Annotated in this window: 14 protein-coding genes and 1 pseudogene; 6 read left to right on the top strand and 9 right to left on the bottom strand. The window is 65.1% G+C overall.

Annotated elements, in window-relative coordinates:
* Positions 1-483: 483 nt before the first annotated feature.
* The 6 genes from PG883_RS14820 to PG883_RS14795 form a co-directional block, all read right to left on the bottom strand.
* On the bottom strand, positions 484-1,206 hold the full coding sequence (locus PG883_RS14820; RefSeq protein ID WP_270807350.1) for a substrate-binding periplasmic protein: 723 nt from the start codon (positions 1,204-1,206) through the stop codon (positions 484-486).
* Between the two features lie 191 nt (positions 1,207-1,397).
* A complete protein-coding gene (locus PG883_RS14815; protein ID WP_109422597.1) occupies positions 1,398-1,892 on the bottom strand; it encodes a GDYXXLXY domain-containing protein in 495 nt (164 codons plus the stop codon).
* The gene (locus tag PG883_RS14810) at positions 1,889-2,896 is read right to left on the bottom strand and encodes a DUF4401 domain-containing protein (RefSeq protein ID WP_270807349.1); all 1,008 of its coding nucleotides are present in this window, start codon (positions 2,894-2,896) and stop codon (positions 1,889-1,891) included. The genes PG883_RS14815 and PG883_RS14810 overlap by 4 nt, the downstream gene beginning before the upstream one ends.
* The gene (locus PG883_RS14805; protein ID WP_270807348.1) at positions 2,889-3,827 is read right to left on the bottom strand and encodes a DUF2157 domain-containing protein; all 939 of its coding nucleotides are present in this window, start codon (positions 3,825-3,827) and stop codon (positions 2,889-2,891) included. Before PG883_RS14805 ends, PG883_RS14810 begins: the two co-directional genes overlap by 8 nt.
* Before the next feature lie 217 nt (positions 3,828-4,044).
* Positions 4,045-4,602, bottom strand: a complete 558-nt coding sequence (locus tag PG883_RS14800; protein ID WP_010675206.1) for a TMEM165/GDT1 family protein — start codon at positions 4,600-4,602, stop codon at positions 4,045-4,047.
* A gap of 253 nt (positions 4,603-4,855) precedes the next feature.
* Positions 4,856-5,185, bottom strand: coding sequence for a translation initiation factor (locus tag PG883_RS14795; protein ID WP_042864056.1), 330 nt, complete (start codon positions 5,183-5,185; stop codon positions 4,856-4,858).
* 119 nt (positions 5,186-5,304) lie between these two features.
* Between PG883_RS14795 and PG883_RS14790 the strand changes: the two genes are divergently transcribed.
* Genes PG883_RS14790 through PG883_RS14780 form a run of 3 tightly spaced genes read left to right on the top strand, consistent with a single transcriptional unit; the run spans position 5,305 to position 8,087 of the window.
* Entirely contained in the window at positions 5,305-5,532 is a 228-nt protein-coding gene (locus PG883_RS14790; protein WP_010675204.1) for a FeoA family protein, read from the top strand.
* Positions 5,529-7,799 carry a Fe(2+) transporter permease subunit FeoB gene (gene feoB, locus PG883_RS14785; protein WP_216986899.1) on the top strand — a complete coding sequence of 757 codons (2,271 nt, stop codon included), beginning with the start codon at positions 5,529-5,531 and terminating at the stop codon, positions 7,797-7,799. Before PG883_RS14790 ends, feoB begins: the two co-directional genes overlap by 4 nt.
* Before the next feature lie 45 nt (positions 7,800-7,844).
* Positions 7,845-8,087 (top strand): FeoC-like transcriptional regulator, encoded by a 243-nt coding sequence (locus PG883_RS14780; protein ID WP_045524273.1) that lies wholly within the window; start codon positions 7,845-7,847, stop codon positions 8,085-8,087.
* 61 nt (positions 8,088-8,148) lie between these two features.
* Here the strand turns inward: PG883_RS14780 and tapW are convergent, their stop codons facing one another.
* Together tapW and PG883_RS14770 are read right to left on the bottom strand one after the other, a co-directional pair.
* The gene (gene tapW / locus PG883_RS14775; RefSeq protein WP_029314740.1) at positions 8,149-9,285 is read right to left on the bottom strand and encodes a type IVa pilus ATPase TapW; all 1,137 of its coding nucleotides are present in this window, start codon (positions 9,283-9,285) and stop codon (positions 8,149-8,151) included.
* Positions 9,286-9,341: 56 nt separating this feature from the next.
* Positions 9,342-9,698, bottom strand: a complete 357-nt coding sequence (locus PG883_RS14770) for a DMT family protein (RefSeq protein ID WP_010675200.1) — start codon at positions 9,696-9,698, stop codon at positions 9,342-9,344.
* Between the two features lie 112 nt (positions 9,699-9,810).
* Between PG883_RS14770 and PG883_RS14765 the strand changes: the two are divergent.
* From PG883_RS14765 to PG883_RS14755, 3 genes and pseudogenes are all read left to right on the top strand, one after another.
* Positions 9,811-10,534: pseudogene (locus tag PG883_RS14765) on the top strand (substrate-binding periplasmic protein).
* Between the two features lie 75 nt (positions 10,535-10,609).
* Complete coding sequence (gene btuC / locus PG883_RS14760; RefSeq protein WP_039041213.1) at positions 10,610-11,617, top strand: vitamin B12 ABC transporter permease BtuC; 1,008 nt, start codon at positions 10,610-10,612, stop codon at positions 11,615-11,617.
* Positions 11,604-12,377 (top strand): ATP-binding cassette domain-containing protein, encoded by a 774-nt coding sequence (locus PG883_RS14755; RefSeq protein ID WP_103858267.1) that lies wholly within the window; start codon positions 11,604-11,606, stop codon positions 12,375-12,377. Before btuC ends, PG883_RS14755 begins: the two co-directional genes overlap by 14 nt.
* Positions 12,378-12,585: 208 nt before the next feature.
* On the opposite strand, the gene PG883_RS14750 is transcribed toward PG883_RS14755, so the two are convergent.
* Positions 12,586-13,650 (bottom strand): 3-deoxy-7-phosphoheptulonate synthase, encoded by a 1,065-nt coding sequence (locus PG883_RS14750; RefSeq protein ID WP_010675196.1) that lies wholly within the window; start codon positions 13,648-13,650, stop codon positions 12,586-12,588.
* Between the last annotated feature and the right edge of the window lie 40 nt (positions 13,651-13,690).

The following is a 13,690-nucleotide window of genomic DNA, read 5'->3' as shown; positions in this document are numbered from 1 at the left end:
GAAGAGCAGAAGTTATCATGATCGTTACCATGTTAGGAGGTCACATGGAAGATCAGATCCTGGAAAACGGGAATGGTTCCGTTCAGGGCGCTACTTGTGTATAAGAGTCAGAGACAGGCCTTGCCGGTGGTCTTGTCACCGCCGCAGGCCATCAGAAGGGCGCAGACCGAGAGACTCATCAACCATTTCGCTGTGTTGTGCATGTGTGTTCCCAAGAGATCGGAGAGATGGCGGGGAAGGGCGTGAGCGCGGCGCTGCCCGATGAAGGCGGTCGGCGGGCACGCTGCCGCCCCTGACTGTCGCTGCCACCGTGCGCCCTGCCCCTTGCCGTGAAAAAGGGGCCAACAGGCTCCTGCACCCTATATTACGGACCCAGGACGGTCTGCGTCACCCCTTGTCGTTGCAAGTGGCGAACATTAAACGGGTTTCGTGCGCTGGCTCAAAGGTGGGCCGGGGCCTTGGCGGCCCCGGCGGGGGAAGGGGTCAGGGGGAGGGGAAGTATTTGTGCTGGAGCTGCTGGAAGTCGCTGCTGGCCAGCACCTGGTTCAGGCCGATCTGGAACTCCCTGACCAGGGCATCGTCAACCGGGTGGCTGAAGGCGAAGCAGTACTGCTCGGAGCTCAACATCCAGCGCACCTCGAACTGGGCGGGATCCAGCTGCTGGGTCTTGATGAGATCCAGCAGGGTGGATTTGTTGCTGGAGATCAGCTCGACCCGGCCCGAGGTGAGCATGCGCAGGGCCTGGGAGAGGCGGTTGGCGGTCATGATCTTCTGCTCGTCGAAGCCGGCGTTGAGCAGCAGTTGCTCCCCCACATCGGATCGCACGGCGCCTATGGTGTAGCGCTGGGCATCTTCCAGGCGGGTCAAGGTCAGGGGGCGACTGGCGAGCCCCATCAACACTATCTCGGCATAGCCGATGGGGCAGGCCCACTTGAACAGGGGATTGCGCGCCTCGGTGCGGGCGGTGGAGAAGAGCACCACATTGGGTTTCTGGGTCAGCAGGTAGTAACCCCTGGCCCAGGGGAGGATGCTGACGGGCTGGACAGGGGTGCCGGTCTTTTGCCACACCAGGTGCAGCAGGTCGATGGCAAAGCCGGTCGGGGCGCCATCCTCCCCGGTGAAGTTGTAGGGTTTGTACTCTTCGGTGAGGTAGTGCAGGCTGGCGAGCGCCGGGCTGGCCTGGGTCGCGGGAGTGCCCCAGACCATGGCCGCGAGGGCGGCGCAGGCGACCAGTCTGCGAAGGGGGACTGCAATGTCTATGTTCATCCTGACTGTCCTGCTGCCGAGTGCCCAGTTTCAAGTGTTGCCAAGTCACGGCGTTTCGCCACCCGGCGCAGACGTTATCCGCCGGGGGCCGTCATCATCTTGCCACTCACAACCGGGTCGGCGCCCCCTTTTTACCAGGCCGGGCGGGTGTGACCCAGGGGGGTGAACGCCTCATCCCTCAGCCCCACCAGCAGGGTGCTGCCATCCTCCTGCAGACGAAACTCGCCGTAGCGGGCCGACTCATACTGATCTCCCGTGCCCTCTTCGAAGAAGAAGGCGTCAGGCCCGATAAACCACTGGCCGTCGCGCTGGCGCACCTTGAGCAGACGCTCCCCCGGGCCCGGGGCCTCGGGCTTACCCCCTTCCACCCAGTGCACCACCTGATGTTCATCCAGGCGAACGACCAGGGTGTGGGGGCCGGCGGCGGCCTGGCGGCCCGCCAGCTGGCGGGCGAGGGCGTAGTTCAGGCGCATGTAGTCCCCCTGCATCAGGGAGCGGGGGTCGACCGGTGCCAGCTCGATCAGCACCACCTCCCCCTGGCTCATGGCGTGCTCGAAGCGCCAGACGGCGGCGTTGATGCCGGCGAGCAGGGCAAGACCGGTCAGCAAAAAGGCGAGGCGTCTCATGAGGGGCTCCCGTTGTGAAGGTGCTTGAGCCACTGACGGGTACCGAGCAGCAGGGCCCCCGAGGCGAGCAGCAGCCAGGACTTGGTCATCAGGGTCAGCCCCAGATCGTAGTAATAGAGGGAGCCAAAGCCGAGCAGCAGGAGGCCTGCCAGGGTCATCAGGGCCAGGCTGCCGGCGTAGAAGCCGAGCACCAGCACCAGGGCGCCAGCCCCCATGCCGGGAATGATGGCGCTGATCACCACCAGCGGCAGCCCGTAGCGCAGCGGCAGCCTGAGGCGAACCATGACCGCGAGCAGCAGGGCGGCGCAGAGCAGGGGATTGAGCCAGAGGGGCAGGCGGGAGCTGCCGAGCTCATTGAGCACGCTGGTGCCTCCCTCCAACAGGGGGTGGTGCAGCCGTCCCAGCACCAGCAGGGAGAGTGCCAGCCCCAGGGTGAGGGATTCATAGAGCAGATGGCGGGCGGGATCGCGCTCCGCCTGCAGCCAGCACAGGGCGACGGCGCCCATCACCAGCGGCAGGGCCAGCAGGTGCAGGCCGAGGCAGGCGAGGGCGAGGGTGAGCAGGATGGCGGCGGCGAAGCTGTGGAACAGCCTGATCAGCCAGTGCTCGAACAGGGCGGCCACCCCGAGGGAGAAGGCGGTCAGCCCGAACCAGAGCCACGCGACGTTCAGATCCAGCCTGTCCAGCAGGCCGTAGAGCAGCCAGGCATCTGCCGCCAGCGCCAGCGCCAGCACAAACTGATCCCAGAGATCGCTGCGGGTCGCCATGCGGTTGAGACCGAGGGCGGCGGCCATCAGCACCATCCCCATGGTGAGGGCGTTGTTGGGGTCGCGGGTCAGCTGCTCGAAGGCCATGAAGAGGAAGAAGAGCAGGAAGAGGGCGGCTATCCAGCCCACCATGCCGAGCAGAAAACGGCCCGACCAGTGGGGCTGTTCATCCCGGGGGGCATCCCCTTCCACAAGTTGGGCAGCACGCAGGCGCTCCCAGGGGGTGAGATCAGACATGCAGCCTCCGTTGTTGTTGCAGCCAGCGGCTGGCCATCACCGACAGGCCGATGGCGATGAGGGCCAGCAGCAAAAAGCCGTTCATGTCCGGCTCCATCCACTTGCCAAGGGCCGCGAGGATCACGGCGATGAGGCTCAGGCACCCCATGGCGAGCCCGGCGATGAACCTGTGGTGCCAGCGCAGGTAGGCGGCGCCGAGCCAGGCGAGCCAGGCAGGCCAGACCCAGGGAGAGGCGGCATCGAACAGGGCCAGCAGGGTGAGCAGGGTGATGCCGAGCCCCGCGGCCAGCCCCGCGAGCCAGGAGGGCATCAGGGCGTAGCGGGCGGGCACCAGGATGAGCAGACCCCAGAGGGCGGCGTTGAGCAGGGTCAGGCACCAGCCGAGGGCCTCCTCGTTGAAGGAGAAGAAGAGATCGAGAAGGCCGAGCCGCCAGTAGAGCACCAGGGCGAGCTGACCGAGCAGCCAGGCCAGGGTCCAGAGCAGCGGGCTTCTGCCAAGGGCCGCCAGCGGCAGCAGCATCAGGGCCCAGGTGGCGAAGAGCTGCCAGGGGTCGGCGCCGGTCTGGTAGGTCTGGCCCACCAGGGCGAGCAGGGCGCCGAGGTTGAGGGCCAGGGCGAGCAGCAGGGCCTGGCGCGGGGTGTCACTCATGTGTTTGCGCCAGAGCACCAGGAGCATGGCGAGCAACGGCAGCTCCAGCAGGGCGAGACGTGAGAGGCGCCCCAGGGCCTGCCAGTTGAAGGCGACGAAGAAGACGAGGCCGGCGCCAAGGCAGAGGCAGCCGAGCCAGAGCAGCAGCCTGTCGAACAGCCACTGCCAGCGGGCAGGGCCGGGGGGCAGATCGCACAGGGCCAGGGCGGCAGGCAGCGAGGCCCGTGGCAGGCGGCCGCGCCTGACCCAGTCGAGCAGGGTCTGTCTTGAGGTGAGGTGCATGGGGGCTCCTGAAGCCGTGATGCCTGAAAGATAAGGCATTATGGCACGGCGCCGCGTCTCGGGGCAGGTGCGCCGTCGGCGTTGCGACACAGGTCGTGGCACGGGGCCATGTCTTTGCACTAAAAAGGCCCCCGCCGTGAGGAGGGGGCCTGAAGGACGTCCGGGGCGGCGGTGGCGATCAGTGCTCACGCTGATCTCCCGCCGGCTTCTATGGAAGTCAGGCGAAGATCAGGGTGGAGATGCCAAGCCCCGCAAAGAGGATGGCGCAGGCAATGCGGATCCCCTTGAGGGGGAGCTTGTCGGCCCCGAGCTTGCCGAGCAGCACCACGGGCACGTTGGCCAGCATCATGCCGAGGGTGGTACCGGTGATCACCTGGATCAGGGAGTCGTACTTGGCTGCCAGCAGCACGGTGGCTATCTGGGTCTTGTCACCGATCTCGGCGATGAAGAAGAGCACGAAGGTGGCCATGAAGGGGCCGTACTTGTCCAGGGAACTCTCTTCATCGTCCATCTTGTCCGGCACCAGGATCCAGGCGGCCATGGCGATGAAGGCGCCAGCGACCAACCAGGTCATCACCTTGGGATCCATCCAGCGACTGATGAATTCCCCTATCCAGGCGGCACCCGCGTGGTTGAGCAGGGTGGCAGCCAGCATGCCGGCGATGATGGGCCAGGGTTTGCGAAAACGACAGATGAGCAACAGGGCCAGCAGCTGTGTCTTGTCGCCGATCTCGGCGATGGCAACGCTGATGGTGGAGGTTAACAAGGCTTCCATAAAAATGACCGGGGGACGGAATTGTTATAAACCAAAGACAAGCCTGCGCCATCCGTCCCCGGTTTTGGCACTGGCCCGTCAAAGGTCTTGTCAAATCCGGCATTGCCCGGATCACCCTGACCATGGTGAGTTGGCACCAAGTATGTTGATCAGGATCGCGCACGGAACGGGTCCGTGGCGAGACTACTCCCCCTCGATGGGAGCGGGCATTCTAGGGAAAAACCCCCGGTGAGGCAAGGCGCGGGATGGGGAATTATCCCCCCACCAGCTTGACCTGAAAGCCGGCCTTCTCCAGTTCGGCCTTGATGAGGTCCCGTTTGTCCCCCTGGATCTCGATGACCCCCTCCTTGAGACCGCCGCCGGTACCGCACTTCTTCTTGAGCAGGGTGGCGAGGGCCTTCTGCTGGTCGGCGGGAACGCCGTGGATGCTGATGACCCCGGCCCCCTTGCGTCCCTTGGTCTCGCGGCGGATGCGCACGACCCCGTCGGCGGGGAAGGGGGAGGCGTGCTGGGCGGGGGCGGATTCCTTGATCATGCCGCCGTCCGTGCTGTAGACCAGGCGGCTGTTGTTGTCGTGACTCATGGCATTACTTTGTCGGTTAGCTAAGCGGAGTTTGATTTTACGCAAATAAATGTTGAGGGCACAGCTTATAATCCCCCCATTAAAAGCGAATTATTCTTGTTTAACTTCAGGAGCCCGTCATGGTACTCACAGAGCTGTCGCCGGGACAGAGCGCTCGCATCACGCACATGAACCACCTTGGCCGCGCCTTGCGGCGCAAGCTGATGGTGATGGGGCTGCTGCCCCAGACCGAGATCCTCTATCTACGGGCCGCCCCCCTGGGGGACCCGCTCCAGATCCAGTGCCAGGGCATCTGCCTCTCCATGCAGCGGAGTCTGGCCCAGCAAATCGAGGTGGAGCCGGTATGAGCTACAACCTGGTCACAGTGGGCAATCCCAATAGCGGCAAGACCTCCCTGTTCAACGCCCTGACCGGCTCCCGCCAGCAGGTGGGGAACTGGAGCGGGGTCACCGTCGACAAGAAGATGGGGGCTTTTGCTGCCCGCGGGCAGGAATACACCCTGGTGGACCTGCCCGGCATCTATGCCCTGGCCAACCAGGAGGCGAGCCTGGACGAGCAGATCGCCAGCCGCTTCGTCCAGCGCCAGCAGCCGGATCTGCTGCTCAACGTCATCGATGCCGCCAACCTGGAGCGCTCCCTCTACCTCACCCTGCAACTGCGGGAGCTGGGGCTGCCCATGGTGGTGGTGCTCAACAAGATGGATCTGCTGCAAAAGCGGCGCATCACCATCGACGAGGCCTTGCTCGCCAAGGCGCTGGGGTGCCCCGTGGTGTCGCTCTCGGCCCACAATCGCCAGCAGGTGGCGGCCTTTAAAGAGGGGATCCACCAGTTTATCGGCCAGTCCCAGCCCGCCTTGGTGCTCGACTACGGTCAGCCCCTCGAGGGGGACATCGCCGAGCTGGAGACCCTGCTCGCCCCCCATCATCTGCATCGCCGTGGCCGCGCCCTGCGCCTGCTGGAGGAAGACATCGCCATGCTGGAGACCCTGGCGGCGGGGCAGCAGGCGGCGGCCGACAACGTGGTGAGCCGCGCCCACCACGCCCAGGACATCGACCTGCAACTCGCTGATTTGCGCTACGGCCATATCCACCACTGGTGCCAGCAGGCGTGCCGTCATCAGGACAAGCTCACCGTCGCCCAGAGCGAACGGCTGGACAGGGTGCTGCTCAACCGCTGGGTGGGCATCCCCTTCTTCCTGCTGGTGATGTACCTGATGTTCATGTTCGCCATCAAGGTGGGCAGCGCCTTCATCGACTTCTTCGACATCCTCGGGGGGGCCCTCTTCGTGGATGGGGTGCACCATCTGCTGGGGCTGATGAGTGCCCCCGACTGGCTGGGGGCCGTGCTCGCGGACGGCGTGGGTGCCGGTTTGCAGACGGTGGCGACCTTCATCCCCGTGGTGGGCTGCCTCTTTCTCTTCCTCGCGGTGCTGGAGAGCTCCGGCTATCTGGCCCGCGCCGCCTTCGTGGTGGACGCCCTGATGCGTCGCCTCGGCCTGCCCGGCAAGGCCTTCGTCCCCATGCTGATGGGCTTTGGCTGCACCGTGCCCGCGGTGATGGCAACCCGGACCCTGGGGTCGGAGCGCGAGCGGCTGATGACCTCGGCCATGGCGCCCTTCATGTCCTGCGGTGCCCGTCTGCCGGTCTACGCCCTGTTCGCGGTGGCCTTCTTCCCCGAGTCGGGGCAGAACCTGGTGTTCGGTCTCTATCTGTTCGGCATCCTGGTGGCGGTGCTCACCGGCCTCTTCCTGCGCAGCACCCTGCTGCCGGGCAAGAGCGACTCCATGGTGATGGAGATGCCCGATTACGAGTGGCCCCGTCCGGTGGACGTGGGGCTGCGCACCTGGCAGAAACTCAAGGGCTTCATCTTCGGCGCGGGCAAGACCATCGTCCTGATGGTGGCGGTGCTGAGCGTGCTCAACTCCCTCGGCACCGACGGCAGCTTCGGCAACCAGGATCAGGAGAACTCGGTGCTGAGCAAGCTGAGCCAGTCCGTGACCCCGGTGCTGCATCCCATAGGCGTGCGGGACGACAACTGGCAGGCCACGGTGGGCATCCTCACCGGCATCTTTGCCAAGGAGGCGGTGGTCGCTACCCTCAACAGCCTCTACGCCGGCGGCGCCGGTGATGAGGAGGAGAGTGAATACTCCCTGCTGGGCAGCCTGAAAGCGGCGCTGGCCACCATTCCCGCCAACCTGGCGGACATCGACCCCGCCGATCCCATGGGGCTCAAGGTGGGGGATCTGGAGGACAAGCAGGCGGCAGCCGAGGCCCAGGAGGTGGACACCTCCACCTACGGCAACATGCAGACCCACTTCGACGGCGTGGCCGGAGCCTTTGCCTACCTGCTGTTCGTGCTGCTCTACATGCCCTGCGCCGCCGCCATGGGGGCCCTGGTGCGAGAGACCGGTCGCCAGTGGGCCCTGTTCACCGCCGCCTGGTGCAACTACGTCGCCTTCCTGTGCGCCACCCTCTTCTATCAACTGGCGACCTTCGCCGCCCACCCGGCGCAGAGCCTGGTCTGGAGCCTGAGCTATCTGTTCTCCCTGGGGCTGCTCTGGTGGCTGGGGCGTCGTCACGGCGACATCGTCGCCCGCAAGGTGGTGACCCTGTGAAGGGGCTCATGGTCAGGGGCGAGTGCGCCGAGAGGGGGGGATTCTGTGATCCTGCGTGAACTGGGGGACTATCTGGCCCTTCACAAGAAGGTGAGCCGGCGGGCGCTGGCCCGCCACTTTCACACCTCCGAGGATGCGGTAGAGGCCATGCTCGGGGTCTGGATGCGCAAGGGGCACGTCGCCAAGCGGGAGAGCCGCCTGTGTGGCGGCTCCTGCTGCGGCAAGCACGAAGAGGTGACGTTCGAGTGGTGCGAGCCCGGCCAGATAGGGCTGGTCCAGAAGGGCTGACGCCTGCCCATATGCAAAAGGGAACCCGAGGGTTCCCTTTTTCGTGGCCGCCGGGCCCGTCTCAGAAGAGGTCGCCCTCGTCCTTGGTGGGCTCCAGGCTCCAGCCGCTCGCCGCCGCGCTGTTGCCAATCTGGCCCTTCTCCCGCCAGAGTTTGATCTTGAGGCGCAGGTTGTTCTGGGAGTCCGCGTTCTTCACCGCCTCCTCCTCGTCGATCACCCCCTCGACCACCAGATCGAACAGGGTGCTGTCGAAGGTCACCATGCCAAGGGCCCTGGATTTTTCCATGATCTCCTTGAGGCCGCCAAACTCGCCGCGCTTGATGAGATCGCGCACCGTGTGGGTTCCGAGCATCACCTCCACCGCCGCCCGGCGCCCGCCGTCCGTGGTCTTCACCAGCCGCTGGGAGACAAAGGCCTTGAGGTTGTTGCCAAGGTCATTGAGCAGCTGGGGTCTGCGCTCTTCCGGGAAGAAGTTGATGATGCGATCCAGCGCCTGGTTGGCGTTGTTGGCGTGCAGAGTGGAGATGGCCAGATGCCCGGTCTCCGAGAAGGCGAGGGCATGCTCCATGGTCTCCCGATCGCGGATTTCACCGATGAGGATGACGTCCGGCGCCTGGCGCAGGGTGTTCTTCAGGGCCGCGTGGAAGCTGCGGGTATCCACCCCCACCTCCCGCTGGTTGATGATGCTCTTCTGGTGGCGATGGACGAACTCCACCGGATCCTCGATGGTGATGATGTGGCCGCCGCTGTTGCGGTTGCGATGATCGATGAGGGCCGCGAGCGACGTGGACTTGCCGGACCCCGTGCCGCCGACGAAGAGCACCAGACCCCGCTTCTCCATGATGGTGTCGAGGAGCACCGGAGGGAGTTTGAGATCCTCGAAGCGGGGGATCTCGGTCTTGATGTTGCGCGCCACCAGGGAGACTTCATTGCGCTGCTTGAAGATGTTGACCCGAAAACGGCCTATCTGGGGCAGGGAGATGGCGAGGTTCATCTCCAGCTCTTTCTCGAACTGCTGTTTCTGCTCGAGATCCATGATGTCGTAGGCGATGCGGGCCACCTCGCCCGGCCCCAGGGGCTCCTGGGTGAGGGGGCGCAAGGCGCCGTTGAACTTGGCGCAGGGGGGGGCGCCGGTGGAGAGATAGAGATCGGAACCGTCCTGTTTGGCCAGGATCTGCAGCATGTCTCTCAATTCCATGAGGGGCCTCGTCGCTCAAAGGGCTGGGGGATGATGAATGGCTTGAGTGTACAGCCTCAGGCGCCGGTCAGTTTTTCGCGGAACACAAAAAAGACCGCGCCCAGGATGCACAGACCTGCCCAGAGGTAGTCCCACTTCAGATCTTCTTTCAGATAGAAGATGGAGAAGGGAACGAACACGGTGAGGGTGATCACCTCCTGCAGGATCTTGAGCTGGCCGACGGAGAGCACGGTGTGGCCGATGCGGTTGGCGGGCACCTGCAACAGGTATTCGAACAGTGCTATCCCCCAGCTCACCAGGGCGGCGATGATCCAGGGTTTGTGATTCATGCTCTTGAGATGGGCGTACCAGGCAAACGTCATGAAGACGTTGCTGCAGATGAGCAGGCCGATACTGGTCATGATGGGGTTCATTAGGTTCTCCTTTTAAATCAATGCATTTTATCTCGACTCCATGGGTTTTCATAAGTGGTGCTTGAGGGTATTTTTAGCTCACAAGGATGTAACAAAAGAAGGCGAAAGCTGGATGGGCAAGACAAGCTGGGGTGCGCTTTGTCTGTTGTTTGCCTGCTGGGCGCAAGGTGCGCCGACCCTGACGGTGGCCACCGATGTCTGGCCGCCGTTTCGCATGCTGGCAGAGAACGACGACTTCCAGGGGCTGGATATCGACATTCTGCGCCAGTTGCAGGCACGCAGCGGCATTGTGCTCACCCTCAAACGGGTGCCCTGGGGACGGGCACTCAAACAGATGCAGACCGGTCAGGTGGATCTGATGATAGGGCTGGCTCACACCGAGGAGCGGGCCGCCTTCATCGACTACCTGCAGCCGTCCTATTACCAGTGCCGGCCTGCCTTCTATGGCAAGCCCGCCGCCGTGGCCGGTCTCAGGCGCTACGAGGATCTGCGAGGCCGCGAGATAGGCTATGTGCTCAACTCCGCCTACTTCCCCCCCTTCGATGGCGACACCCAGCTCGACAAGCACGGGGTCCCCACCGAAGACCAGTTGCAGCGCATGGTGGAGCGGGGCCACCTGCCCCTGATGATAGGGACCGACTGCCAGGTGGATTACGCCCTGAGCCAGCGCAACGACGCCGGCCTCGTCAAGGCGCCCTTCCAGCCCGGTGGTGCTCTACCTCGGGATGAGCAAGCACTCACCCCACCATGAGCTGGGCCCCAAGCTGGCGCAGGCGTTGCTAGCCATGGTGGAGAGCGGCGAGATAGCGGCGCTGGCCAAGCCCTACCAGCCTTGACCTTGGGTGGTAACGCGCTGTTATCATGCAGCTTTCCTGCCTGCCCCCCGGCGGGCCTCGCTTCTTGGGGATCCCGTGTATCTCGCTCTCATCCGTCGCCAGCAGCGCTGGCAGCGCCGCTGGCTGCTCCTGCTGTCGCTGCTGACCCTGGCCCTGTTCCTGCTCTCCCTCGCCCTCGGGGAGTTCGTACTGCTGCCCTGGCAGCCGCTGGGGGATCTGGAGCTGCGCATCCTGCTGGAGCTGCGCCTGCCGCGCGCCCTGCTGGCCCTGCTGGCGGGGGCCTCCCTTGCCTGCGGTGGTGCCGTGCTCCAGGTGATGCTGCACAACCCGGTGGCGGAACCCGGCCTGCTTGGCGTCTCGAGCGGCGCTGGCCTCGCCGCCATGGTGGCGATGGCGGTGGCCAAGGGGCTCGGGCTCTATCTGCCAGGTTGGGGGTTGTCGCTGGCGGCCTTTGGCGGCGCCCTGGTGGTGACCATGCTGCTCATCCGTCTCGCACGCCGGGCACGGCTCGGCCATGGGCGGCTGCTGCTGTTCGGGGTCGCCATCGGCATCCTTACCAATGCGGCCATGACCTGGCTGATGTATTTCGCCGACGACGGCGCCTTGCGGGAATTCATGTTCTGGATGATGGGCAGCCTCGCCTACGGCAGCCAGCAGCTTGCCTGGTGGTGGCTGGTGCTGCCCCTCACCCTCGGCTGGCTCTGCTGGCAGGGGCGGGCACTGCAACAACTGCTGCTGGGGGAGACCCAGGCCCGCCTTATGGGGTTGAACGTGGACAGCATGCGGGTACGCCTGGTGCTGGCGGTCTGCCTGCTCACCGGGGTGGCGGTCTCCCTGTGCGGCGTCATCGGTTTCGTCGGCCTGGTAGTGCCTCACCTGCTGCGCCTGTGCGGTGGCAGCGATCAGCGCTTCCTGCTGCCCGCCTCGGCGCTTGGGGGTGGCGCCCTGCTGCTCGGGGCCGATCTGGTGGCCCGCTCGGCGCTGCACGCCGGTGAGTTGCCCATCGGGGTCATCACCGCCTCGGTGGGCGCCCCGCTCTTTATCTATCTGCTGCTGAGGCAAGATGCCGATGTGTCCCGCTGATCCCGCCCCCTGGCGGCTGGAGGCCCGCGCCCTGGCCATCCCCCATCGCCTCGCCCCCCTGGATCTGGCCTGGTTCGGTGGTCAGCTGGTGGCCCTGCTCGGCCCCAACGGCAGCGGCAAGTCCTCCCTGCTCGGGGCCCTGGCGGGCCTGCTGCCCGCCGATGGCGCCGTCTTGCTGGGAGGAGAGGTCATCACGACCCTGAGCTGGCCCGAGCTTGCAACGCGGCGCGCCATGCTGCCCCAGCGCCAGCCCCAGCTGTTCCACATCCCGGTGTTCCAGGTGCTGAGCCTGGGGCTGGAGGAGGGGGGCCCCGATGCCCAGGCACAGGCGGTGGCGGATGTGTGCGACGCCCTGGAACTGGCGCCCCTGCTGGCACGGGACTTCAGCCGCTTGTCCGGGGGGGAGCAGCAGCGGGTGCTGATCGCCCGCACTCTGCTGCAACTGTGGCCAAGCCTCAACCCGACCGGGCGGGTGCTGCTGCTGGACGAACCCCTGGCGGGGCTGGATCTGCATCACCAGATGGCGCTGCTGCGGCTGCTCAAGCAGCTGGCCGCGCAGGGATTGCTGGTGGTGGTGGCCATCCACGACATCAATCTGGCCATCGACTGGGCGGATCGCGTGCTCTGCCTGCAACAGGGCCGCGTGGTGGGGGAAGGGGACGTCGGGATCATCGACGAGGCGCTGCTGGAGCGGGTGTTCCAGATCCGCACCGATCGCATCGAGGCGGCCGGCCGCACCTGGTTTATGCCGAGCCTGTGAGGCGGGCTTCCCCCTCATCCCCAGCCCTTCTCCCATTCTTTTGAAACAAGTGGGAGAAGGGAGCTGCTCCGTCGACTACGGATACAGCATTGAAAACCTGCAGAGGCTGAGTGAAGCCAAGGTGGGCGAGTGAATCACTGTGGAAATGAAAAGAGCCAGGCATCCGTGATGCCTGGCTCTTTTGGTAGAGAGAGCGTTGAGCGGTTGCTCAGGCTTTCTGCTTGTCCAGCCGCACCTGGGCGGCTTCTGCCAGCATGGCCAGCAGGGTTTCGGTGTCACTCCACGACAGACAGGCATCGGTGATGCTCTGGCCGAAGGTGGCGGCACAGCCGTTCTCCACGTCCTGACGCCCTTCCACCAGGAAGCTCTCGGCCATGATGCCGGCGATTCCGGTGCGGCCGCGGCGCAGCTGATCGCAGATATCCTGGGCCACCAGCAGTTGGCGGCGGTGATCCTTCATGCTGTTGCCGTGGCTGAAGTCCACCACCAGGCGCTCCGGCAGGCCCACCTGGGCCAGAGCCTCGCACGCCTCGTCGATGCTGGCGGTGTCGTAGTTGGGCCTGTGGCCGCCGCGCAGGATCACGTGGCCGTAGGGGTTGCCGGCGGTGCGGTAGATGGTCATCTTGCCGTCCTTGTCCGGGGAGTAGAAGATGTGGCTGTGACGGGCGGCGCGCACCGCATCGATGGCGATGCGGGTGTTGCCGTCGGTGCCGTTCTTGAACCCCACCGGGCAGGAGAGGGCGGAGGCCATCTCCCGGTGAACCTGGGACTCGGTGGTGCGCGCGCCGATGGCGCCCCAGGTGATGAGATCGCTGATGTACTGGCCGGTCACCATGTCGAGGAACTCGGTGGCGGTGGGCATGCCGGTCTCGTTGATGTCCACCAGCAGTTTGCGGGCCAGTTTGAGCCCTTCATTGACGTCGAAACTGCCGTCCAGGCGCGGATCATTGATGAGCCCCTTCCAGCCGACGATGGTGCGCGGCTTTTCGAAGTAGGTGCGCATCACGATGCACAGGCTCTCTTTGTACTCTTCACGCAGGGTGTTCAGACGCAGGGCGTATTCGTGGGCGGCGGCGGGATCGTGGATGGAGCAGGGGCCGACGATGACCAGCAGGCGCTGATCCTCACCGGACAGAATGGCTTCCACTTGGCGGCGGGCATCCAGCAGGTTCTGGGCGATGGTGTCGGTTAACGGGAAGGCGTGCGCCAGCTCGCTGGGGGTGATCAGGGCCTCCAGGCGACGGGTGCGCAATTCATCGGTGTGAATGGACATACGACTCAATTCTCGAGTGGATAAGGTGGGCGGGATGCCA

The organism is Aeromonas sp. QDB25, assembly GCF_027707725.1.
GTDB lineage: Bacteria > Pseudomonadota > Gammaproteobacteria > Enterobacterales > Aeromonadaceae > Aeromonas > Aeromonas caviae.
Note: the sequence above shows the minus strand (reverse complement) of the source record. Positions and strands in the feature narration are given on the sequence as shown.